This window comes from Acidobacteriota bacterium (assembly GCA_016716715.1).
GTDB lineage: Bacteria > Acidobacteriota > Thermoanaerobaculia > UBA5066 > UBA5066 > Fen-183.
In genome coordinates, this window is record JADJVE010000002.1 from 419296 (window position 1) to 442794 (window position 23499).

Genomic DNA, 23499 nt, shown 5'->3' on the forward strand with positions numbered 1-23499 from the left:
GGCCGGATTGGCCCTACTTGAAGGTCAGGGGTTTCGGCGCGGGATGGAACGCGGGCTCGTAGATCGTCGAGGCGCGAGAGACCCTGACACGGCGCGCCTCGGCGAGCTGCGTGAGCGCCGTGCGGGCCTTGCCCTCCGCCTCCCGCCTCTTCGCGGCCGGAAGGCGCCTTGCGAAGGTGCTCATCGAAACGGCGCCCATCATCTCGGTTCGCGCACGCTCCGCGTTCGCGAGCGAGTCGAGGAGACGCTGAAGGAGGTCCTGCGAGCGCTGGATGTCATCTTTAACGCGGTCTTCTTCCTCGCGAATGCGCGCGATCTGGTTCAAAAGGTCCTTGATTTCCAGCTCGACCCTGGCGAGCTGAGAGCGCAGGGCCTGGAGCTGGAAGGTCGCGTTCGGCGCCGCCTGAGCCTGTACCGCGCCGATCTTCTGGAGGAGCGACTGCTTCTGCAGCTTGAGCGCGTTCAGCTGCGCCGACAGCGTGGCGAGTTGCTTCCCCGTGTCGTCGTGGGCGAGACGGGTGGCCATCCCGATGAAGTACTCGAAGCTGGCCTCCGAATCGATCGTCGCGGGGATCGTGTTACGCACCTTGGTCATCGCCATGGTCGAGTCCGGTGGCGCCGCCCACGCGAGGCCGCCGCCCAGGGAAGCGAGAACGAAGCCGACCGCGACACCCTTCATGCCACACCCCCGACACCGAGACTCTATCGCGCCCGCGCGGGCTGCTATTCTCCCTGCCTCCCGAAGGAACATAAGGAGCACCACGTGAGGCGTAGTTTCGTGAGCAGGGTCTCCTCGCTCGTCCTCGTTCTCGTGTCGTACACCGCCGCCGCACAGGACTCCGTGGCCCCCGAGCCCGGAAAGCCCGTGCCGGTGGACCACGGCAAGCCCTCCGAGATCACGATGCGGCGGGCCGCGAGCCCGACGATCGACCTGCGCCTCCTGCCGCAGACCGGGCCCGCGAAGTTCGAGCGCCCGGAGCGCGCGGAGCCCGCCACGACACGCGTCGAGCTCCCGGGCCGGACCGGAGGCGCCGCGGGCCCGTCTGTTCCGCCGCGCAACGCTCCCGCCCCCCCGCCCACCCAGAGTTTCGACGGCCTCGACTTCGCAAACTTCGGAGCGGGGCACCCGCCCGACACGAACGGCGACGTCGGCCCGACGTACTACATCCAGTCCGTCAACACGTCGCTCGGGATCTACAACAAGTCCACCGGCGCGCGCGTGGCCGCGTTCACGTTCAACACGTTCATGAGCCAGGGGGCCTTCGGGAATCTCTGCGACACGAACAACTTCGGCGACCCGGTCGTCCTGTACGACTCCTTCGAGGACCGCTGGGTGATCACGGACTTCGCCTTCACGCTCGACGGATCGAACAACGTCGTGAATCCTCCGGGCGCATTCCAGTGCTTCGCCGTCTCGAAGACCGGCGACCCGGTGGCGGGCGGATGGAACTACTACTCCGTCCAGCTCACGGACGGCCTCAACGACTACCCGAAGTTCGGCATCTGGCCGGACGGGATCTACATGTCCGCGAACATGTTCGGCTTCCCGGCCGGCGCCTCGTTCATGGGCACGCGCGTCTGGGCGCTCAACAAGGCGCAGATGTACGCCGGCGCCCCGGCGGTCCAGATCGTCTCCTTCAGACCGCCGGCGTCGGACTTCACGCTCCTCCCGAGCAACGCCCGCCTCCAGGCGGGCACGCCGCCGCCCGGCACGCCGAACTACTTCGTCTCCTCCTGGCAGTTCCTGAACGCGCTCACGGTCTACAAGTTCCACGTCGACTGGGACCGCATCTCGCTCTCCACGTTCACGGGCCCGGACACGCCCCTCGCGGCCACGAGCTGGCCGAACGCAAACGTCCCGAACGCGCCGTCCCTCGGCGGGAACAGCCTCGACGTCCTCCCGATCCGCGCGATGATGCAGAACCAGTACTCGAACGTCGGCGGCGCCGAGTCGCTGTGGGCCGCGCACACGGTGCGGCGGGCCGACACGAGCGGCTTCGCGGCGCCGCGCTGGTACCAGGTCAACGTCACGGGCGGGACGGTCGCCGCCAGTCTCCCGCAGGCCGCGACGTGGGATCCGGACGCCGCAAACGTCCTTCACCGCTTCATGCCCAGCCTCGCAATCGACCGGGCGGGCAACATGGCGCTCGGCTACAGCACGTCCAGCAGCACGACGAAACCCGCCATCATGTACGCGGGCCGCCTCGCGTCCGATCCCGTGAACACGCTCGGACAGACCGAGCAGCTCCTCATCCAGGGCGCGGGGACCCAGACCGGCAACTGCGGAGGCGCTCCCTGCGCGCGATGGGGCGACTACAGCGCCATGACGCTCGACCCGAACGGCTGCTCGTTCTGGTACACGAACGAGTACTACGCCGTCGACGGCCTTAACGACCTGACCCGGATCGGGTCCTTCGCGTTCCCGGGCTGCACGCCCGTCGGGAGCGGGACGCTCCAGGGCGTCGTCACGGCGGCCGTGGGCGGCGCCCCGCTCGCGGGCGCGACCGTCACGCTCGGAAGCCGGACCGCGATCGCCGACGGCACGGGCACGTACGCGTTCATCGGCATCCCCGCGGGCACGTACCCGATCCTGACGGCGGCGACCGCGGGATACGTCACCGGCGCCGCGACGGCCGTCGCCGTCGCGGACGGCGGAACGGCGACGCAGAACTTCTCGCTCGCCGCCGCGCCCGCGAGCGCCTGCCCGGCCGACACGACGCAGGCGGACTTCCAGCGGGGCGTCCCCACGAACGTCGACCTCGATACCAGCGCCGGTGACGTGACCCTTTCGAACGCGCCTCTCCTGGATCAGTCGAATACCGCCGGTACCAGCACCGGGACGAGCTTCGCGACCGCCAGTTGGGGTGGACAGACCTTCGTTCCGGCCGTCACCGGTCAGCTCGCACAGGTGACCGTCCATCTCTTCTGCAGTGGATGCACGGGCACCACACCCAACCTGACGCTTTCGGTCCGCGCCACGAGCGGGGGCCTGCCCACCGGGGGAGACCTTGCCACCGCTACCCTCGCCGGCTTCTCCAGCGGCGCAGGCCTTCAGTACACCGTGAGTTTTGGCTCGCCGGCAACCCTGACGTCCGGAACGCAATACGCTCTGATTCTGCGACCCGTGGCCAACCCTTCCGTCGGGGGCTACTTCTGGATTCGCTCGAGCCCCAGCACCTATGCCAACGGGCAGCGAGTCATCTCGACCGATAACGGCGCGACCTTCACCGCCGACTCGACCCGGGACTTCAACTTCAAGACCTACATGCAGACCGGCTACGCGGCTGCCGGCACGCTCGTCTCCGGCCTCTTCGACTCCAACCCGGCGGCGGGCCGCACGACGAACTGGGGCACGTTCTCCTTCACGGAGACGACGCCGGCCTCGACGGCGGCGAAGTTCCAGGTCGCGGCGAGCAACTCGGCGTTCGGGCCGTTCTCGTTCGTCGGCCCCGACGGCACCGCGGCGACGTTCTTCACGACGAGCGGCGCCTCCCTCGCCCAGTTCAATGGGAAGCGCTATCTCCAGTACAAGGCGTACCTGTCGACGTCCGATTCCACGGCCACTCCGACCCTCAGCGACGTCACCGTCTGCTTCACGGACGTCTGCGTCCCGCTCCCGACGCCCACGATCACGCCCGGCGGGCCGACCACGTTCTGCGCGGGCGGCAGCGTCACGCTGAACTCGTCGAGCGCGGCGGGCAACCAGTGGTATCTCAACGGCAACCCCATCGGCGGCGCCACGAGCCAGGCCTACGCCGCCACCGCGTCCGGCAGCTACACCGTCGTCGTCACGACCGCCGGCTGCACGAGCGCCGCGTCGGCCGCGACCGCCGTCACCGTCAACCCGATCCCCGCGACGCCCACGATCACCCCCGGCGGCCCGACCACGTTCTGCATCGGCGGCAGCGTCTTCCTGACGTCCTCGGCCGCGTCGGGCAACCAGTGGTCCCGCGACGGCAACCCGATCGGCGGCGCCACGGGCCAGACCTACGAGGCGGCGGTCTCCGGAACCTACACCGTGGTGACGACGGCGAGCGGGTGCGCGAGCGCCGCCTCCGCGGGCACGACGGTGACGGTCAAGCCGGCCCCGTCCACGCCGATCGTCACGGCGCCGGCCTCCGTCGTCGCGAACGCCTCCGGCTACGCAGCGTCCGTCCCGTTGAACCCGGGCTCGACGTACGCGTGGACGATCTCGAATGGCGCGATCACGAGCTCCACGACGCTCCCGACCATCACGTTCTCGGCGGGCCCCCCGGGTACGCTGACCCTCACGTGCGTCGAGACCGGCTCGAACGGCTGCGTGTCCAACGGGGGCTCCGTGACGATCCCCGTCACGGGCACGGGCTTCCACGAGATCACGCCGTGCCGCGTCCTCGACACGCGCAACGCGACTGGGGCGTACGGCGGCCCGGCGATCGCGCCGGGCGTCCCGCGCACGTTCGTCGCGACGAACCGCTGCGGCGTGCCTGCCACAGCCCGCGCCCTCTCCGTCAACGTGACGGCCACCGCCGGCACCTCGAGCGGCGGCATCCGCGTCTTCCCGGCCGGCATCGCCGACCCGAACCTCGCGACCGTCAATTACGGCGCGAACCAGACCCGCGCGAACAATGCGCTCGTCTCGCTCGGCGCGGGCGGCGACTTCACGATCGCCACGGGCCAGGCCACCGGGACGGTCCACGTGATCGTCGACGTGAACGGCTGGTTCGAGTAGAGAGACTTCGCCACGGGGCCGGAGCAATCCGGCCCCGTGGCACGCCCCCTGCTCTGCCCCCGGCGCCCCACGCCGAAAGGGCGGGGAAAAAAGGGAAAAGAGAAGATTCTCTTAGAAAGAGGTCAGAAGATGACGCGCATTCCTCGCGTCGGCAGCGGCCACACGTGGCACCGGACCATTCGCAGAATCCTCCTCTTCGCTCTTCTCTTCCTTTCGGGCCTTCACTCCTCCGCCCTCCTCGCCGCACCCGGCGATCTCGTCCGGACCGTCCGCGGCAAGATCTCCGCCGGCGACCTCTTCACGGGCGAGGCCGCCGTGTCCGAGTACAAACGCGAGCACGGCGTGAACGCCGAGTATCTGGGCGCGGTCGGCTGGCTCGCGCGCGGCGCGGCGCTGCTCGGGAAGACCGAAAAGGCATGGGCGTACGTCGCCGAGGTGCGGAAGGAGATCCCGGAGGAAAAGACGGACCTCACGGTCGCGCTCGGCGCGGCCATCGAGACCGAGGGCCGCCTGCGCGCGGCGCGCGACGGGCGCGGGTCGGCGCTGAAGTTCCTCGAGACGGAATACACGCGCGCGAAGGACACGGAGCTGCGCTCCCGGATCCGCAAGAACGTGAACCTTCTGTCCCTCGAGGGCCAGAGCGCACCCGAGATGACCTCCGCGGTCCCGAAGGGAAAGCCCGCGGTCCTCTTCTTCTGGGCGCACTGGTGCGGCGACTGCAAGGCGCAGGCGCCGGCCCTCGGCCGCGTTCTCGAGAAGTACCGCGCGAAGGGCCTCGCGATGATTGCTCCGACGCGCCTCTTCGGGACGGGCGCCGAGAACAAGCCCGCGACGCCCGCCGAGGAGAAGGCCTGGATCGAGAAGGTGTGGAACGAGTCGTACGGGGCGCTCGCCGGCGTCTCCGCGCCGATCGACACCGAGACGATGGTCCGCTGGGGCGTGTCGTCGAACCCGACGCTCGCGCTCGTGGACAGGAAGGGCCTCGTCCGCCTCTACACGCCGACGCGGCTGTCCGAGGAGGAGCTTTCGCGGCGGATCGAGGAGCTGCTCGCGGAATAGCGGCCTGGATTACGCCGGGTCGCCCGCCGCGAGGCGCTCGAGCTCGGCCCACCGCGCGTAGAGGCGGTCGACCTCGTCCTGCTTCTCCTCGAGCGCCGCAAGGATGGCGACGAGCTTCAGGGCGTCGCTCGCGTGGTCCGGGTGCTCGCTCTCGTCGCGCAGGGCGTCGCGGGCGGCCTCGGCCGCCTGGACGCGCGCCTCGATCCCGTCGAGCTCCCGCTGTTCCTTGAAGCCGACCCGGCGTTTCCGCGCGGAGGGCTTCGCGGCGGTGCGGCGCGCCGGGGCGGCGCCCTTCCGCTCCGCGAACCACGCTTCCCACTGGTCGAGGCCGGCGAGCGCCGTGAGCGTCCCCCTGCCCTTCTCGTCCTTCCCGAACGCGAGGATGCGGTTCGTGACGCGGTCCAGGAAGTACCGGTCGTGCGTCACGAGGATGACGGCGCCCGGGAAATCCGCGAGGCAGTCCTCGAGCACCTGGAGCGTCGCGAGGTCGAGGTCGTTCGTCGGCTCGTCGAGGACGAGGAGGTTCGTCTTCTTCAGCATGAGCCGCGCAAGGAGCAGCCGGCTCTGCTCGCCGCCCGAGAGGCGGGCGACCTTCATGTCCCTCTGCTCTTCCTTGAACAGGAACCGGTCGAGGTAGCTCCGGATGTGGACGAGCGCGCCGCGGTACTCGACGTGGTCGCCCTCGGGGCAGATCGTCCTCGCGACCGTCGAGTCCGGGTCGAGGCTCTCGCGGCCCTGCTCGAACGTGACCGGCTGGAGGTTCTCCGCGCGGAAGACCTCGCCCGTGTCGGGCTTCTCCGTGCCGAGCAGCGTCCGGAGGAGCGTCGACTTGCCGCAGCCGTTAGGCCCGAGGAGGCCGATCCGGCTGTGCGGCGTGACGAGGAGGTCGAGGTGCGAGAAGAGGACGTTCGCGCCGTACGCCTTGCCGATCCCCTTCGCCTCGATGAGCCGCTTCGGGTTCTTCCCGGAGTCCTGGAAGTCGAGGCGGACGCTCTGCGACCGGTTCCGCTCCGACAGCTGCCCGACCTCGGTCTCGAGCGCGCCCGCCCTCTGGATGCGCGCCTGCTGCTTCGTCGAGCGCGCCTTGGCGCCGCGGAGAAGCCACTCCGTCTCGCGCCGGAGCTGGTTCCGGAGCGACAGCTCGCGCTGAGCGTCGGTCGCGAGGCGCTCCTCCTTCACCCGGAGGTACGTCGCGTAGTCGCCGCGGACGTCGAGGAGGCCGTTCGCGTTCCGCCGGTCGAGCTCGAGGATGCGGTTCGCGACGCGTTGCAGGAACACCCGGTCGTGCGTCACCGTGAGCGTCGCGAACGGCGCGCGGGCGAGCAGCTCCTCGAGCCAGAGGATCGCGTCGACGTCGAGGTGGTTCGTGGGCTCGTCGAGGAGCAGGAGATCGGGCTTCCGGACGAGCTCGCGTGCGAGCGCAACGCGTTTCTTCCACCCTCCGGAGAGCGTCGCGACGGGCGTCCCGGCCGAGCGTCCCTCCGTCAGGAGCGAGAGCCGCGCCATGTACTCGTCCGCCGCGAACCCGGCTTCCCAGTCCTCCTCGCCGGCGTGCGCGCCCGCGGCGCCCTCGAGCACCGCATCGCGGATCGTCGCGCCCTCGCGGAACACCGGCATCTGGGAGAGGTACCCGATGCGCAGCCCCCGCTGGGCGGAGCGCGTGCCCTCGTCCGGCGGGATCTCGCCCGCGAGGATGGCGAGCAGCGTGGACTTGCCCGCGCCGTTCGGGCCGATGAGGCCGATGCGGTCGCCCGAGTCCACGGAGCACCCGATCCCCTCGAACAGGGGATGGGAGCCAAAGGCCTTCGTGAGACCCGTCGTGGTGAGGAGGATTCCCATGGGAGAAGAGTGGCGGGGCCGACGGGGCTCGAACCCGCGACCTCAGGCGTGACAGGCCTGCGCTCTAACCAACTGAGCTACGACCCCGATTTTTCGTCCCAACGCAGGTGCGCGGCGGGAGGACGCGGAGTATACAGAGGTCGTGACCGGCCGCAAGCGCACCGCCGCCCTGCTCCTGACCGCCCTCTGGGCCGCGCCGGCGCCGGGCGCCGAGCAAATGCGGATCCTGACGTTCGTGCCCGGAGTCGCCCAGGGGCGGCTCCCGGTCACGGTCGATCTCGGGTCCGCGCCTCCCCCGGCGGAGCTCCTCCTCGACGGGAAGAGCGTCTGCCGCGTGACGAGCCGCCGTCAGACCTGCACCGTGGACCTCGGGCCCGCGCCCCGCGTGCGGCTCCTCGAGCTCGTGCGCCGCGGGAGTGCCGGACCGGCCGAGCGCGTGCGCCGCTGGGTGAACAAGCCCTCCGTCGCGCGCGCCGAGGTCCTGCCCCGGACCGACTGCGTGAAGGCGAGCGGGCCGTGCACGCTGTCCGTCGCCTGGTCCCACGAGCAGGACCTGGACCCGGCTCTCCTCAGCGTCGCGATCGACGGGAAGAAGGCGTACGAGGGTCCGCCGAAGGACGTCGCGATCCCGTTCGCGGCCGAGAAGCCGGTGCGGGTCGTCGCCGTCGACCTCTCGTTCGTCGACGGCCAGAGGGCGTCCGAGACTCTTCTCATCGGGAGCGGCACGTCGAGCGCCGTCGAGGCCCCGCTCAACGCCGTCGTCGTGTCGACCCGGGGCAAGGAAGGCGCCGCGCGGCCCGCGCCCGCCACGCTCGGCGGAAGGCTCGTCCGCGCCGCCGAGCCCGGCGAGAGCGACCTCCTCTTCTTCGTCGCGCCCTCGGCGGTTCCGAAACTCCTCGCTCTCGAAGCGCGGGCGCAGAAGTCGTTCTCGAAGACGAACTCGAGGCTCGCGAAGCTCCTCGACGGCGTCACGCACGTGATCCACTTCTCCCCGCTCGCGACGCGCGCGTCCTATCGCACCGCCGCGGAGGTCTCGGACCGCCTCTTCCGCCTGCAGGGCTTCGACTGCACGCCGGGCTCCGGCCACCGCGAGCTCATCCTGCCCTGCGTCGACGCGAGCGTCCTCACGGGCGGCCAGTACCGCCTCGCGGCCACCGTCACGTCGGGAGCGTTCGTGCGCGCCGCCACGCCGCGGCGGCGCGTCGCCGTGGTGGTCCTCGGCGACGAGGAGACGAGCCCCGACGAGAGCGCCTTCGGGCCCGCCGAGGCGCGGGCGTACCTGTCGGAGATCTTCGTCCCCATCGCCGTGTGGCGGCTCGGCCGGGCCGGGGGCGGCGCCTGGGGCGAGGGCCGCCGCGTCTCGACGCCGCAGGAATTCGTGGACGCGTTTGCCCAGCTGCGCGCCGAGCTCGACGCGCAGCAGATCTGCTGGGTCGCCGAGGACCTCGACCCCGCGTCCTTCCGGCTCGCGGCCGGGGACGAGGGGATCGTCCTCGCGGGCCGCGGCGCGGGCGCCGAGCCGCTCGTCGTCGCATCGGCCGCGGAACCCGAGGAGCCGGGCACGCCCGTCGCCTCGGCCGCGGCCGCGCCCGGGAAGGGCCCCTCGAAAAAGAGCGTCACCGCCTCGCAGGAGGTCGGCCTCGTGAACCTCGACGCGTTCGTCGCGGACGGGAAGGGCCGGCGCGTGACGGGCCTCAAGGCTTCGGACTTCACGCTCCGCGTCGGCGGAAAGCCCGTCGCGATCACGAACTTCTCCGAGTACGCGCCGCCGTCCGGAGCGCCCCTCGGGGCGACGTCGCTCGCGCCCCCCGCGCCCGGCGAAACCGCCGCCGCGCCCGCGGAGCGGCCGAAGCGCCGCGTGGTGCTCTTCGTCGACCGCCTGACGCTCGGCGACCAGCGCCGCAGCGCCCGCTTCTTCGGCTCCGTGAAGGATTTCGTCGTCCGCACGATCCAGCCCGGAGACGAGGCTGCCGTCCTGACGTTCGACGAGTCCCTCGCGACGCGGGTCGCGTTCACCGGCGACACCTTCGCGATCCTCAAGGCTCTCGACGTCCTCGCAAAGGAGAGCGCGCGGCCTCCGGCCGCCCTCACCGGCGTCGAGACCAGCGAAAAGCTCGTGGCGGAGATCGCGCAGGCCGAGCGCGAGATTGCCCAGCGCGAATCCGGGAGAGGCGGCATCGCCACCTCGACGATTCCCACGGAAGCGGCCGCGCCGCAGCCCGCGCCGATCAGCGGGACGGTCCTCGCCGAGATGCGCGGGCTCGCGGCGCAGGAGTGGGGCCGCACGAAGAACAAGGCCGCCGCGCTCAAGGCCGTCCTCACGGCTCTCGGCGGCCTCGACGGCCGGCGCGTCCTCGTCGTCGCCTCGCACCGGCTCTCGCGCTGGTCCGGCATGGAGTACTTCCTCACGAAGCGGCTGGACGTGGACGTCCAGGTCCCGTCGGACGCCCGCGAGTTCGACGCGCGCCAGATCCTCGTCGACCTCGCCGAGGCCGCGAACGCCTACGGCGTGACGCTGCACGGCCTGTACCCCGAGGCCGGGGGGGATTTCGACCTGTCGGTCATGCAGGCCTCGGTGCCGCAGTTCACGGGGCAGGCCATGAACGGGCGGCGCGGGATCTGGATCGACGCGAACGAGAACGAGGGCCTCCACCTCGCCGTGGATCCCACGGGCGGGGTCGTGGGCTTCGGCGCCGAGCAGGCGGGCGACGCGCTTGCCGGCGCGGCCGTGGATCTCGAGTCGTTCTACTCGCTGGGCTTCCCGGTCGAGGGCCTCACGGGCGGAAAGCCTCTCGAGATCGATCTCAAGGTCGCGGCGCCGGGCGCGAAGGTTCGGACGCGCCGCGCCGTCGCTCTGCGCAGCGCCGTGGACCGCGCCACCGACCGCACCGTCTCGAACCTCTTCAGCACGGTCACGGCGCCGGGGTTCCCGATCCAGGCGAAGGTGACGTCCACGACCCCCTCCGCGAAGGGCCGCGTGCAGGTCGCGTTCGAGGTGACGATCCCGGCCTCGTCGCTCGCGCTCCTCCCCGCGGCAAACGCCCGCGTCGCGAAGATCGCCGCGTTCGTCGCGCTCCTCGACAGGGGCGACGTCACCCAGGGCGCGCCGGTCCGCCAGGAATTCCGGACGGGCGAGGACGCGTTCGCGGACGCCGAGGGGATCTTCACGTTCACGAGCACGGCCGTCGTCAACCCGGGGGCCGTGATCTCGATCGGCATCCTCGACGAGGCGACACAGGAGTCGGGCTACGCCCGCATCGAGGTGCCGGGGCCCGCGAAGAATAGAGCGAGCCTGATACACCCTCTCCCTTGAAAACGCACCTCGGCCGGCACCATCGTCTTTCTGGATGCTGACTTACCTGACGCTGCTCCTCGGAATCGTCGTGGGGCCACGGGAGATCGAGCTCAGCGCGCCGCCCGGGACGGCGGCGGTGGAGATCTTCCTCGACGGGGAGGGCGTCGCGCGGCGGACTGCGCCGCCCTGGACTTTCGCCGTGGATTTCGGCTCCGCCCCCTCGCCCCACCACCTCGACGCCGTCGCCCGCGACGCGAGGGGCGTCGAGCTCGGCCGCGTGCGCCAGCGCGTGAACCTCCCGAAGCCCGAGGCCGAGGCGGTGCTCGCCCTCCTTCCCGGCAAGGGCGGCAAGGGGCGCATCGCCACCCTTCGCTGGGAGGGCGCGGTCGGGAAGCCCCGCGCGATCTCGCTGAGCTTCGACGGCAAGCCGCTTTCGGCGCCCGACCCGGAACGCATCGAGGTGCCCGCGTACGTTTCCGAGAGTCTCCATTTCCTGCAGGCCGTCGTCGAGTTCGAGAAGGGCGCGCGCGCCGAAGCGGAGATCACGTTCGGGGGGCGCGACCGGGACGAGACCTCCCGCGCGCTCACGGCGGTCGCCCTGCGCGTCCCGGGCGGGAAGCTCCCTCCGGCGGAGGCGATGTCCGGGTGGCTCGTCGCCGGCGGCGAGCCGCTGCGCGTCGTCGCGACGGAGGGCGGCGAGGCCTCGATCGTCTTCGTCCTCGACGCGGACTCTCCGCCCGCTTTCCGGGAGCTCGCGGACTGGTCGATCCTCCCCACGAGAGCGGGCATGTTCTTCAGTCAGCCCGAGGTGCGCATGCTCCTCGCCTATGGCACGGAGGAATTCGGCGCACGAACCTTGTACGACGCTTTCCCCCGCTCGTTCCCGGCGTACCTGGGGAAAGGCCTTCTCCACGCCCTCGCGGACGTTTTTCCGCCGGGGGACGGTCTCCCCTGCCCGCGCGTCGCGGACGCCGCAACGGCGGCGGGTCTCCTCGCGGCGTCATGGTCCCACCCGCGGGCCGTCGTCGTCGTTCTGACCGGGAACCCCGACGCGAGCGTGCTCTCCGCCGCGCAGGCCCGCTCTTATCTTTCGGACCTCGGCGTTCCCGTCGTCGTCTGGATCGCCGCATCGGCGGCGCCGGAAGTGGCGGCGCGATGGGGCGGCGGCCGGCAGGTGAAGACACTCCCAGACGTGCGGGTCGCGGTCAAGGAACTGGAAGCCACGGTCCGGGAACAGCGAATCGTCTGGGTGGAGGGCGCGCACCTCCCGCAGTCGATCTTCGTCTCCGCGGCCGCGCCGGCAGGCGTGGCGGTAGCCCGGTGAGCCTCTCGTGCTGACCTTCCTGACGCTGCTCCTCGGGATCGTCTGGGGACCCCGGGACATCGAGCTCAGCGCGCCCGTGGGATCGGCGGCGGTCGAGATCTTCCTCGACGGGGAAAGCGTCGGGCGGCGCACCCGGCCACCCTGGACGTTCCGGGTGGACCTCGGCCCGGCCCCCGCGCCGCACCTCCTCGACGCCGTGGCGCGCGACGCCCGTGGTGTCGAGATCGGACGCGCGCGCCTGAAGGTGAACTTCCCGAAGCCCCAGGTCGAAGCCGTCCTTGCTCTTCTTCCGGGCAAGGGTGGCGTGGGTCGCGCCGCCCGTCTCGTCTGGGAAGGCGCAGTGGGCCGCCCCCCCTCGACGGTGACGCTCACGTTCGACGGCAAGCCCCTGGCGGTGCGGGACTCCGAGCGCATCGAGCTGCCGGCCTACGTTCCCGAGCGCCTCCACTTCCTCCGGGCCGTCGTGGAGTTCGGCTTCGAGGCGCGCGCCGAGGCCGAGATCACGTTCGGGGACGCGACCGCGACGGACGTCGAGAGCTGACGGCGGTTCCCGTTCGCGTCCCGCGCGGCACGCCCTCCAAGGCGGAGGCTATGAAGGGATGGCTTGTCTCTGGAGGCGAGATGCTTCGCATCGTCGCAGTCGAGGAGGGCGAGGCCTCGATCGTCTTCGTCCTCGACGGGGACGCCCCGGCTGCCTTCAGAGACATGTGGCTCGGCAGGCTCTTCGACACGCGCGTCGGGACGTTCAGGGGAGACCCGGAGGTCCGGGTGCTGTTCGCCTATTCCGAGCAGAAGGCGGGCTCGCGCCAGACGTATGACTTGTACCGGCGTTCGTTTCCGCTGCCCGTCGTGCGCGGAATGATGGAGGTTCTCGCAAAGGCGAACGCGCCATGGGACCGGCTTTCCTGCCCGCGTCTCGCCGACGCGACGAGCGCGGCCGGGATCTTCGCGGCCACCTGGTCCCACCCGCGGGCCGTCGTCCTCATCCTCACCGGCAACCCGGACGCGAGCGTGCTCTCCCCCTCGGCCGTGCGTTCGTATCTGGCGGACCTTGGGGTCCCGCTCTTCGTCTGGATCGCGGGCTCCGCGGCGCCCGAGACCGCGCTGGAGTGGGGAGGCGGTCGGCCCGTGAAAACGCCAGCGAACCTCAAGGCCGCTGTCCACGCGTTGGAGCTCGAGGTCGAGCAGCAGCGGATCGTCTGGGTGGAGGGAGAGCACCTCCCGCAGTCGATCTCGGTGACGTCGGCCGCGCCGAAGGGCGTCACCGTCGCGAGGTGATCATCCCGGGGGCCGGATCGTCGAGGCGTCCGAAGGACGCAGCTCGGAGCACGCGTTCGGCTCGACCGTCCACATCGCGTTCGCGACGCGCCAGGCGCCGTCCACCTTCACGAAGTCGAACACGTCGATTCCGCAGTGGCTCGTCTTGCCGTCGATCCAGAACTCGTACGGCGCCCAGACGACCGCGATCCCGCCGCGGATCAGGACGGTGGGCGACCAGTAGCGCTCGCGATGCGTCCGAGCGTCGACGCTTGACGGTTCCACCCACGACGCGTTCGACCGCGACGTCACGGCCCAGCCGCCGCCCTCGACGGCGCGGGCCCGGTACGTCATCCCGTCCGGCGTCTGCTTCGCCGCCATCGCCGCGACGTCCTGCGCGGAGATCGCGAGCATGTAGCGGTCGAGCAGCACGAGCACCGCGGCCTCCTCGGCCAGCGGATTCCCGGTCCGGGCGGACGACGCGGGCGGAGGGGCGGAGGTGCACGCAGAAAGCGCGAGGATCGCCGTCAGGCATAGGTTTCGCGTCATGTGAGTCCTCGAATGGGAATTGGTGGGAGGTATCGGGATCGAACCGATGACCTGCTGCGTGTAAAGCCCGACGATGATCCCACGATGACCGCGGACGACGGCGCATCAACAACTTCCGATGCACCCCCTGCGCCTGCGGATGACCGCGAACCACTCCAGACGGCCCCCGTGAACTCGTCCGTGAACTCCATGGAGCCCCCGCCGGGCAACCGGGAGGACGAACAGACCGATGGAGACCTCGAAGCCCTTCTCGCTCTCGATCAAGACGACCGCCTCGCTCTCCGGCCTGTATCGCTCGACCGCGTCGCTGATCGCCGTGAGCAACATGGTGGAGTCGGCCTCGGGACCGGCCCGCGCAGCCAGTTTCCGCCATCGTCGCGCAGCGAACGTCTCCCCTCGAACAGCGAGACGATGCAGCCGCGGTCTGTGCGCTGGTAGGCGAGGCGCGTGGTCGAGATCGACGTTCATTCCGGAGACAACGGTCAGCGGTTTTTCGGGAACGGGAGATACCGGAACACTGCCAGAGAGTTGTAGTTGTAGTAGCGCAGCTGTGTATCGGATCTGAGGAGGATGACGCCGTTGCCGCCCGCCTTCTTCGCGGCCTCGGCGATATTCAGCTCGAACGTGTTCGTCGAAATGGCCCCGTTTTGGCGCTCGTCATAAAGCCACCCGATGATCTGGAAGGGGCGTTCGGGGGAACCGAATGTCCAGACCTCAACACCATCCAAGCTGTGCGACACGCCGCCGGTACCCGTGAACGTCTTCGGACTGCTGGCTGCCGAGAACACCGGCGTGTAACAGCCGTCAAGAAGTGAGAGGCCGCTGACGAAGAGCGCAAGGGAGAGCGCGGTGCGGGTCCTTCTCATCCGCGAGTCCCTTCTCGACCGCAGGCCGGGCACTTCACGAGCGCCATGGTGGACTCCTCAGGGCAGATTTTCGCTCAGTTTACGCTGGGGTTCTCTAAGGGCGGCGCACACGACGACGCGGATGAGCGAGCGGTACGCGCGGCCTTCCGAGGAAGCCATCCGCAAGGCCGCAGAGGCACTCGACCGCGCCAATCAATCGAGCGCCGTGAACTCCTCCCGTCAACTCGTCACCACGAACGGCATCACGAGCGCGACGGGCGGGGTCGCCATCTCGCAGGACGCAAACGAGATGGCTGGTGGGAGGTATCGGGATCGAACCGATGACCTGCTGCGTGTAAAGCAGACGCTCTACCGCTGAGCTAACCTCCCGCCTTCATCTTACGCGGCGAGGCGGAACAAACCGGCGCATCCGGCACATACCCTGGGAGACGCAATGGAACGCTACAACCTCGTCGTGATCGGAGGCGGTTCCGGCGGCCTCGTCGTCGCCGCCGGCGGCGCGGGCCTCGGAGCGCGCGTCGCGCTCGTCGAGAAGCACGTCCTTCCCTACGAGCCGGTGGGCCGGGCGCCCGTCCAGGGCATGGGCGGCGACTGCCTGCAGTACGGCTGCGTTCCCTCGAAGGCTCTCCTCGCCGCCGCGAAGGCCGCCCACGCCGCGCGCCGCGCGGCGCGATTCGGCATCCGCGGAATTTCCGATCCCGGCCCGCAGGACCTGGCCCCTGTCATGGACTGGGTGCGCTCGGCGCAGGCGGAAATCGCTCCAAACGACTGCGTCGAGCGCTTCGGAAGCCTCGGCGTCGACGTCCTCCTCGGCACGGGGCGCCTGAAGTCGGCCCACGAGGTCGAGGTGAACGGCACGACCGTGTGGGGCCGGCACATCGTCGTCGCGACGGGCTCGCGCCCGCGCGTCCCGCGCATCCCCGGCCTCGCCGAGGCCGGGTTCCTCACGAACGAGAGCGTCTTCGACCTCCGCGCGCTCCCGAAGCGCCTCCTCGTGATGGGCGGCGGCCCGATCGGCGTCGAGCTCGGCCAGGCATTCCGCCGGCTCGGCTCCGACGTCACGATCGTGTCGTCTTCGCGCACATCTGCCCGAAGGAGGACGCCGACGTCGCGGCCGTCCTCGCGGCGGGCCTGCGGGGGAGGCGCGGTTCGTGATCCACGACGGGTCCTCGGCATCGTCGGTCGCCGGGCGCGGCGGCGCGGAAGGTCGTGAACGTCAAGAAGAAGGACGGGACGACGTTCGACGTGGAGACCGACGCGATCCTCGTCGCCGCCGGCCGCCGCCCGAACGTTGGGCGGCCTCGGCCCTCGAGTCCGCGGGCGTCGCGTTCTCGGAGAAGGGCGTCGTGACGGACGCGAAATGCCGGACGAACGTCCCGTCCGTCTGGGCGATCGGCGACGTCGCGGGCCCGTACCTGTTCACGCACTGGGCCGGCTACCAGGCGGGGATCGTCCTAAGAACACGCTCTCCCCGTCGCGCTCGCGAAATGCGACGTGGCGAATACGCCGTGGATCACGTACACGGACCCCGAGATCGCACGCGTGGGCCTCTCGGAGGAGGACGCGGAAGGCGCAGGTGTATTCCGCACCGAGTTTTCCGCGCCGGTTTCGCGCACAACGACCGCGATCTGCGACGGCACCGGCGGCGCGAACTTCATGAAGGCCGTCGTGGACCCGAAGGGCCGGATCCTGGGCGCCGCGATCGTCCACCCCCACGCGGGCGACCTCTCGGCGAGGTCGTCCTCGCGAAGAACGGACTCCTCTCTCGGCGCTCGGCTCCGTCATCCACGCTTACCCGTCGCTCTCCGAAATCCACGGCGCCGTCGCGGGACGCGCTGAAGACGTCGCTCACGCCGGGACGCAAGGCTCTGCTCGTGAAGCTCGCCGCGTTCCTGAGGCGGTAGCCGCGTGCAGGAGCTGCTTCGGAGCTTCCAGGTCTGGGTCGTGGGCCTCGGGCCGATCGGGTGGATCCTCTTCGCCCCTCTCGTCCACGCGGTCTGCTGTCCACTCTTCGTCCCCGCGTCGATCCTCACGCTCGGGGCCGGAGCGGTCTACGGCCTCGGGACCGGCACCGCTGTCGTCCTCGCGGGCGCGACGCTGGAAGCGCCACGCTCCTCGTTCCTCCTCGCGAAGTCGGTCCTCCGAAACAGGATCGAAGATGACGGCGGGCAACGCGAAGTTCGCGGCGCTGGACCAGGCGATCACGAAGGAGGGCGCGAAGATCGTCTGCCCTCGTGCGGCTCTCCCCGGTCTTCCCGTTCACGTACATCAACTACGCGTTCGGGCTCACGGGCGTGCGCACGCTCCCGTACGTCCTGGCGTCATTCGTCGGGATGATCCCCGGCGTTCACCTACTGTGTACCTCGGAGCCGCCGCTGGCACCGCCGCCTCGGGCGGAACGGACGCGACGAAGAAGGCGCTCCAGATCGGCGGCGCCGTGCCTCCGCCGTCCTCGTCTCGATCTTCGTCGCGCGCGTCGCTTCGAAGGCGATCAGGGGCGCGGGCGTCGGCGAGACCTAGGGCTTCCTCACCGGCGTCTTCGTCGGTGCGAGCTGGAGCGTGGCCGGATTCACGCCGATCGGCGACACCGGCGCGGCGAGCGTGACGTCCGTCTCGGGTGAGGTGTTGTTCGCGGCCGTCGCCGTGACCTTGAATGAACCGTAGGGGGCCCCATGAAGACGGCGACCCAGCCCGGCCCGGAACCTGCTGAGCGTTCGCGGAGCCTTGATCAGGGCGTTGCCGTGGCCCTTCGGGAACTGCCCGATGGCGAAGTGTCCGGCGTGATATTTCCCCGACGCGAAGTTCGGACCGCACGACGCTGTCGGCGCGACCGGCTTGCACGTCGCCCACACGTCCAGGGCGCTCGTCCAGTCGGCGTTCCCGTAGTTCACGACGAAGATCCAGTTGCCGTCCGGCCACACTTTGAACGGCGTCTGGATCATCGTCTGCGGGTTCTGGGTGGCGCCCGTCGCCGTCGGGCCCGTGGACGGCTTGTTGCTCTGGTCCGACGCGGCGGCGGTGAGCGCGGCTCCGAGGATCAGGGTTGCGGCGAGGACGGTCTTCTTCACGAATTCTCCTTTTTCACGGGGTCTACTTGACGCTGTCCGACAGGATCGAGTCGGTCTGGATCGTGCCGGGGATGTGGCTGACGTCGTCGAGAAGGATCGGCGCCGGCGCGGTCCCGTCCCATTCCGAAAACCGAGGAGCCGTTTCGCTGCCGGATTTCGTCCATCCTCGAGAGGGGGCGGCCGAGGAGCAGGGCCATGAGGATGCGGTTGAACCGCCCGTGGGCCACGACGAGCGGCGCGTGCGGATCGGCCGCCTCAGGCGGCCGAGGAAACCGTTCGACCCTCGTCGCGGCCATCGCCGGGGACTCGCCGCCCGACGGGGCGAGGTCCGTCTCCCCCGCCCGCCAGCGCGCGCGCACGGCCGAGACTTCCTGATCGAGGACGCCGTCGAACGGCCGCCCCGACCAGACACCCCAGTCGAACTCCATGAGGTCCGCGTCGATCGAGAGCGGGAGGCCGTGCGGGCCGCGACGAGGCCGCCGTCTCGCGCGCCCGCACCCAGCGGGCTCGCCCACGCGGCGTCGAGGGCCTCTTTCGCGAGCCGGACCGCGAGCGCCTCGGCCTGGCGCCGCCCGCGGGCCGAGCGGCGTGTCGAAACGCGAGCCTTGCAGGGAGCCGGCGAAGTTGCCTTCGCTCTCGCCGTGCCACTCGAGCCGGATCAGCATGTTGGCGGCGGATTCTATGCCGGAGCCGCGCTCGCCTACCATCCGGCCCCTGATGACCCGCTCCGCCCGCGACTTCCCGCTCGTCTCGGCCGCACTCGACGACGCGGCGATCCGCGCGCTCTTCACGGAGCGCTTTCTGGTCGCGACGGAGATCTACGACGCCCTCGTGGACGCGGCGTGCTGGAAGCTCCTGGGAGACATCGGCGCCCTCCCTTGGCCAGACCGGGAGGAGAGAGACGAAGAGGATCTTCTTGCTCCAATACCCCGAGCGCCCGCCCCGCGCTCCGGTACATGGTCGAGAAGCTCGTGGACGCGGGATTTCTTAGAAGGGTGAGTGAGCGCGGCGCGGCGGGTGAGGCCCCGGCGAGTCCCGGCGCCCCGGCCCCTATTAACCTTCTAAGAAAATCTTCATACGCCTTATCCCCGACCGGGGCGCAGCCCGGCGCGGTCGGGTCCCTTGCCGCCGAGCTCGCGGCCGCGGAGCCGGACGCGGCCGTCGGCGCCGAGATCGTCTCCCTGCTTGCGGACGAGGGCGCCGCGTTCCTCCGCGGCGAGAAGACGGGCGAGGAGATCCTGTTCTCCCCGGCGCGGCTGCCGCTCTGGATCCGGTACTTCTCGAACGCGAACATCCTCTATGCCATCAACAACACGCTCGGCGCCGGGAAGCGCTCACGCGCGTGCTCCCCGCGTCGGGCGCCGAGATCCTGGATCGGCGGCGGCTGCGGGAGCGCCACGGAGGCCGCGCTCTCCGGCTCCGGGACGCGCGTGGCGCGCTGGCGCTTCACGGAGCTCGTGCCGACGTTCGCGCGCCGGGGCGACCGCGCCGCCCGCGCCGCCGGCGGCGCCGGGGACGCTCGTCGAGGCCTCAAAGCTCGACATGACCTGGGCCGAGCAGGGCGTCGTTCCGGCACGTTCGACGCCGTCTACTCCGTGAACTGCTTCCACGTGGCGCCCGACCTCGGCTTCGTCCTCGCCGAGGCGAAGGCCGCCCTGAAGCCGGGAGGCGTCGTCGTCGTCTCGGAATGCGTGAAGCCGGGCGCGCACCCGCCGCCGTCCTACGTCGATTTCGTCTTCAATTTCCTGGCGAGCTTCACGAACGTGACGCTGGACCCCGTGCTGCGTCGAACCACGGGTTCCTGTCGCCGGCCGCGTGGCGCGCGTCCTTCGCCGCCGCGGGGCTCCACGGCGTAGGTCCTGCCGGACGTCGACGCCGTCGCCGCGCGCTTCCCGAAGTTCTTCGTGGGCGCGCTCGTCGCGCGCGCGTAGCCGCTCAGCTCTTCTTCTTCTTCGCCGCCGGGCGCAGAGCGCCGCGGTCCACGAAATACGCGACGTCCTCGACGACGTCGCGGTCCACGTGCCCGCGCTTCTCGTCGCTCGGCAGGTGCGCTCGGCCCTCGCCCGCCACGAACAGGTGGTTTCAGCTTCGGTACGACCGGAATGCCGTCCGCGACACGTCCTTCAGCGCGCGTTGCCAGCCGGCGAAGTCCTTCATGCTCACCTGGTAATCGCGTCCGCCCTGCAGGACGAGGACGGGGATGCCGAGCCCCGGATAGCGAGCGCCGGGGTCTGGGACTTCAACTCGAGCCAGTAGGACGGCGGGGCGCCGAAGATCGTGGCCGTTCCCTGGCGCCATCGGGCCTCCGCGTAGAGGTCCGCGAGCGCGTCGGCCTCGCGGCGTGGTGGCGCCGGGACACGTGGCCTTCTGCGCGTCGCTCGCCTGCCGGACCCGAGGGGCCTCGACCTGGTCTTCACGACCTGCGACATCAGGCGCGACAGCGCCGCGAGGAGGATCGCCAGGCGTCCGGTTGTCGAGGAGCGCGATCCGCGGCGCGAGGAGCCCGCCGAGGCTGTGGCCGAGCAGGAAGACCTTCGCCGCGTCGACACCCGGCGCCGCGCGCAGGACGCCGAGCGCGGCAACCGCGTCGTCGAGGACCCCCTCGTCCTTGAGCGTCATGTCGCGCGTGCCCGCGAGTCCTTCGCGTACGCGCCTTCGTCCGCTTCTCGTACCGGAGGACCGGCGATCCCGCGCGACGCGAGACCCTGCGCGAGATCCTGGAACACGCGCGTCCGCCGACGGTCTCGTCGCGTGGTCGTGCGGCAAGCGGCTTGGTCGAGGACGACGCCGGGAACGGCCCTCGCCCTTCGGCATCGAGAGCGTCGCCGGCAGCGTCACGGCCCGCGGCGACGGAGGTTTCCCGCTCGGTGAACGCCGCGGGCGTCACGTAGTCCGGCGCCTTCCACTCGGCTCTCGCGGCCGACTCCGGGAGCGAGGAACAGCCCGGCGAGGGCGCCGTCGGGGCGGATCGTGAGCCGCAACTCGGCCTTCTGCTTCTCGAACGCAGGCCGCGAACGCGAGCGTGAACTCGCCCGCGAACGACGTCCGGGGCTCCGCGCAGCCGCGCAGGGCGCCGGCGCGCTTCAGCGTGTCGGCCCAGAAGACGCGCAGGGCCGCGTCGGGCAGCGCCGCCTTCATCCGCTCGTCGAAACGCGACTCGAGGGCGGCGAAGTCGGCCAGTCTGAGCTCCGCGGCGACCTGCCGCGCGATGTCGGCCGCCGCGGCCGCCGGGAGGACCGAGACGTCCTCGGACCTGCCCCCGCGCCCGGGGCCTGCCCGAAGGCGGACGGAGCGGCGGCGAGGAGGTACAGGAGGAGGGCGAAGCGCATGAATCAGTTTACTCATGGAGCGCCCCCGATTCCTTCTGATACTGTCCGCGGTCGCCATGAAAATTCACGAATACCAAGCGAAAGAAGTTCTCCGCGGGTTCGGCGTCGCCACCCCCCGCGGCCGCGTCACGGACTCGCCGGAAGAGGCGGGACGGATCGCGAAAGAGTTCGGCGGGCGCGCCGTCGTCAAGGCGCAGGTTCACGCGGGAGGCCGCGGCAAGGGCGGCGGCGTCAAGCTCGCGAAGAGCCCCGAGGAGGCGGAGGCCCTAGGCCGCAAGATCCTCGGGATGGAGCTCGTCACCCACGAGACGGGCCCGGCCGGGCAGAAGGTCAAGAAGATCTCGTCGAGGAGGGTCCTGGACATCGCCCTAGAGCTTTACATCGGGATCATGCTCGACCGCGGGATCGGCAAGCCGGTCATGATGGTGAGCAAGCAGGCGGCATGGAGATCGAGGTCGCCATTGCGAAATACCGGCGCCATCGTCAAGGAGCCGTTCGAGCTGTCGGGGCCTGCAGCCCTACCAGCGCGGAAGCTGTGGACGCGCTCGGCCTCACGGGCGAGACGCACAAGAAGGCCGTCGGCTTCCTGATCGCGCTCGCGAAGGCGTACGTCGCGACCGACGCGTCGCTCGCCGAGATCAACCTCCTCACACGGGACGGGCGACGTCCTCGCGCTGGACGCGAAGATGAACTTCGACGACAACGCGTCTTCCGCCACACGGCGATCCGCGAGCCCCAGACCTCGACGAGGAGGATCCCTTCGAGGTCGAGGCCTCAAGTTCGGCCTCAATCTACATCAAGCTCGACGGCAGCATCGCCTGCCTGGTCAATGGCGCGGGTCTGGCGATGGCGACGATGGACATCATCCAGCACGCGGGCGGCAAGCCGCGAACTTCCTGGACGTCGGCGGCGGCGCGAACGAGGAGCAGGTCAAGAACGCGATGCGGATCATCCTGTCCGACGCGAACGTGAAGGCCGTCCTCATCAACATCTTCGGCGGCATCATGCGGTGCGACATCATCGCGACCGGCGTCGTGAACGCCGTGAAAGAGATCGGCATCAAGGTCCCTGTCGTCGTGCGCCTCGAGGGCACGAACGTCGAGGAGGGAAGGCGATTCTCAAGAGCTCCGGCCTCGCGGTCATCCCCGCCGACGGCATGAAGGACGCGGCCGAGAAGGTCATCGCGTCGCTCGGAAAGGCGGCCTGACATGGGCGCGAACTGGATCTCGCAGGACACGAAGCTCGTGGTGCAGGGCCCCCACGGGCCGCGAGGGCCGCTTCCACGCGCTCGCGAGCCGCGACTACGGCACGAAGGTCGTCGCGGGCGTCACGCCCGGCAAGGGGCGGCACCGCCGTCGACGGCATCCCCGTGTTCGACTCCGTGGCCGCCGCCGTCACGCGACCGGCGCGAACGCTTCGATGGTGCTTCGTGCCGCCGCCGGCCTGCGCGGACGCGATCATGGAAGCGTCCGACGCGGGCGTCGCGCTCATCGTCGCGATCACCGAGGGCGTTCCCGTCAACGACATGATCAAGGCGAAGGAGCCTCGCCAGGGGCGCCGGCCGGGCGCGAGCCGCGTCTCATCGGGCCGAACTGCCCCCGGCATCATCCGCCCCTCCGCCAAGGTCAAGATCGGCATCATGCCGGGGCACATCCACAAGGTCGGCCCCATCGGCGTCGTCAGCCGCTCGGGAACGCTCACCTACGAGGCCGTCGGCCAGACGACCGCGCTCGGCTTCGGGCAGTCGATCTGCATCGGCATCGGCGGCGACCCGATCAACGGCACGAACTTCATCGACACGCTGGAGCTCTTCCGCGACGACCCCGAGACGAAGGCCGTGATCATGATCGGCGAGATCGGCGGCAGCGCGCAGAGGAAGAGGCCGCGGCCTGGATCAAGGCGAACCTCAAGAAGCCCGTCGTGTCGTTCATCGCGGGCCGGACGGCCCCCTCCCGGCCGCCGCATGGGCCACGCCGGCGCGATCATCTCGGGCGGGGAAGGGGGCACGGCGGCCGAGAAGGTCGACGCGCTGCGGGCGGCCGGCGTCCACGTCGCCGACTCCCCGCGCGCTCATGGGCGAGACGCTGAAGAAGGCGCTCGGCAAGTAGTCCCGGCTCGAACCCGGATTCTCAGGGGCGCCTCCGGGCGCCCCTTTTCGTTCTCCGTGGGCCGCATCGTCCAGCCGGCACTACCTTGAAGAGG

General features: G+C 70.4%; 16 protein-coding genes, 2 tRNA genes and 4 pseudogenes. 13 read left to right on the top strand and 9 right to left on the bottom strand.

The window, feature by feature from the left end:
* Positions 1–13 precede the first annotated feature (13 nt).
* A complete protein-coding gene (locus IPL89_04355) occupies positions 14–679 on the bottom strand; it encodes a hypothetical protein (protein ID MBK9062417.1) in 666 nt (221 codons plus the stop codon).
* Between the two features lie 84 nt (positions 680–763).
* Between IPL89_04355 and IPL89_04360 the strand changes: the two genes are divergently transcribed.
* On the top strand, positions 764–4711 hold the full coding sequence (locus IPL89_04360; protein ID MBK9062418.1) for a carboxypeptidase regulatory-like domain-containing protein: 3948 nt from the start codon (positions 764–766) through the stop codon (positions 4709–4711).
* Positions 4712–4840: 129 nt separating this feature from the next.
* Complete coding sequence (locus IPL89_04365) at positions 4841–5770, top strand: TlpA family protein disulfide reductase (protein MBK9062419.1); 930 nt, start codon at positions 4841–4843, stop codon at positions 5768–5770.
* 9 nt (positions 5771–5779) lie between these two features.
* Here the strand turns inward: IPL89_04365 and IPL89_04370 are convergent, their stop codons facing one another.
* Together IPL89_04370 and IPL89_04375 are read right to left on the bottom strand one after the other, a co-directional pair.
* Entirely contained in the window at positions 5780–7609 is a 1830-nt protein-coding gene (locus IPL89_04370; GenBank protein MBK9062420.1) for an ABC-F family ATP-binding cassette domain-containing protein, read from the bottom strand.
* Between the two features lie 10 nt (positions 7610–7619).
* Positions 7620–7696, bottom strand: a tRNA-Asp gene (locus tag IPL89_04375).
* Positions 7697–7751: 55 nt separating this feature from the next.
* On the opposite strand from IPL89_04375, the gene IPL89_04380 reads away from it, so the two are divergent.
* From IPL89_04380 to IPL89_04395, 4 genes are all read left to right on the top strand, one after another.
* A complete protein-coding gene (locus tag IPL89_04380) occupies positions 7752–10922 on the top strand; it encodes a VWA domain-containing protein (GenBank protein MBK9062421.1) in 3171 nt (1056 codons plus the stop codon).
* A gap of 34 nt (positions 10923–10956) precedes the next feature.
* Entirely contained in the window at positions 10957–12228 is a 1272-nt protein-coding gene (locus IPL89_04385) for a hypothetical protein (GenBank protein ID MBK9062422.1), read from the top strand.
* Positions 12229–12235: 7 nt separating this feature from the next.
* Positions 12236–12769 carry a hypothetical protein gene (locus IPL89_04390; protein MBK9062423.1) on the top strand — a complete coding sequence of 178 codons (534 nt, stop codon included), beginning with the start codon at positions 12236–12238 and terminating at the stop codon, positions 12767–12769.
* Positions 12770–12849: 80 nt separating this feature from the next.
* Positions 12850–13506: a hypothetical protein gene (locus IPL89_04395; protein ID MBK9062424.1), complete on the top strand. Its 657-nt coding sequence runs from the start codon at positions 12850–12852 to the stop codon at positions 13504–13506.
* On the opposite strand, the gene IPL89_04400 is transcribed toward IPL89_04395, so the two are convergent.
* From IPL89_04400 to IPL89_04410, 3 genes are all read right to left on the bottom strand, one after another.
* Complete coding sequence (locus IPL89_04400; GenBank protein ID MBK9062425.1) at positions 13507–14034, bottom strand: hypothetical protein; 528 nt, start codon at positions 14032–14034, stop codon at positions 13507–13509.
* Positions 14035–14516: 482 nt separating this feature from the next.
* A complete protein-coding gene (locus IPL89_04405; GenBank protein MBK9062426.1) occupies positions 14517–14900 on the bottom strand; it encodes a hypothetical protein in 384 nt (127 codons plus the stop codon).
* Between the two features lie 294 nt (positions 14901–15194).
* Positions 15195–15269: transfer RNA gene (locus tag IPL89_04410), tRNA-Val, on the bottom strand.
* Between the two features lie 64 nt (positions 15270–15333).
* On the opposite strand from IPL89_04410, the gene IPL89_04415 reads away from it, so the two are divergent.
* From IPL89_04415 to IPL89_04425, 3 genes and pseudogenes are all read left to right on the top strand, one after another.
* A complete protein-coding gene (locus IPL89_04415; protein MBK9062427.1) occupies positions 15334–16113 on the top strand; it encodes an FAD-dependent oxidoreductase in 780 nt (259 codons plus the stop codon).
* Positions 16114–16394: 281 nt separating this feature from the next.
* Positions 16395–16739 carry a hypothetical protein gene (locus IPL89_04420; GenBank protein MBK9062428.1) on the top strand — a complete coding sequence of 115 codons (345 nt, stop codon included), beginning with the start codon at positions 16395–16397 and terminating at the stop codon, positions 16737–16739.
* A 344-nt stretch (positions 16740–17083) separates the two neighbouring features.
* Positions 17084–17521: pseudogene (locus tag IPL89_04425) on the top strand (TVP38/TMEM64 family protein).
* Here the strand turns inward: IPL89_04425 and IPL89_04430 are convergent.
* Both IPL89_04430 and IPL89_04435 read right to left on the bottom strand, forming a co-directional pair.
* Complete coding sequence (locus IPL89_04430; protein MBK9062429.1) at positions 17417–17968, bottom strand: hypothetical protein; 552 nt, start codon at positions 17966–17968, stop codon at positions 17417–17419. The pseudogene IPL89_04425 and the gene IPL89_04430 sit on opposite strands and share 105 nt — an antisense overlap.
* Positions 17965–18633, bottom strand: coding sequence for a histidine phosphatase family protein (locus IPL89_04435; GenBank protein MBK9062430.1), 669 nt, complete (start codon positions 18631–18633; stop codon positions 17965–17967). The genes IPL89_04430 and IPL89_04435 overlap by 4 nt, the downstream gene beginning before the upstream one ends.
* 52 nt (positions 18634–18685) lie before the next feature.
* On the opposite strand from IPL89_04435, the gene IPL89_04440 reads away from it, so the two are divergent.
* Positions 18686–18967 carry a hypothetical protein gene (locus IPL89_04440; GenBank protein MBK9062431.1) on the top strand — a complete coding sequence of 94 codons (282 nt, stop codon included), beginning with the start codon at positions 18686–18688 and terminating at the stop codon, positions 18965–18967.
* A pseudogene (locus tag IPL89_04445) lies at positions 18925–19899 on the top strand (methyltransferase domain-containing protein). Before IPL89_04440 ends, IPL89_04445 begins: the two are co-directional and overlap by 43 nt.
* Before the next feature lie 151 nt (positions 19900–20050).
* Here the strand turns inward: IPL89_04445 and IPL89_04450 are convergent.
* Positions 20051–20587 carry a hypothetical protein gene (locus tag IPL89_04450; GenBank protein MBK9062432.1) on the bottom strand — a complete coding sequence of 179 codons (537 nt, stop codon included), beginning with the start codon at positions 20585–20587 and terminating at the stop codon, positions 20051–20053.
* A gap of 766 nt (positions 20588–21353) precedes the next feature.
* On the opposite strand from IPL89_04450, the pseudogene sucC reads away from it, so the two are divergent.
* Positions 21354–22504 (top strand): annotated as a pseudogene (gene sucC / locus IPL89_04455) (ADP-forming succinate--CoA ligase subunit beta).
* Positions 22501–23494: pseudogene (gene sucD / locus IPL89_04460) on the top strand (succinate--CoA ligase subunit alpha). The pseudogenes sucC and sucD overlap by 4 nt, the downstream one beginning before the upstream one ends.
* The last annotated feature ends 5 nt before the right edge of the window (positions 23495–23499 follow it).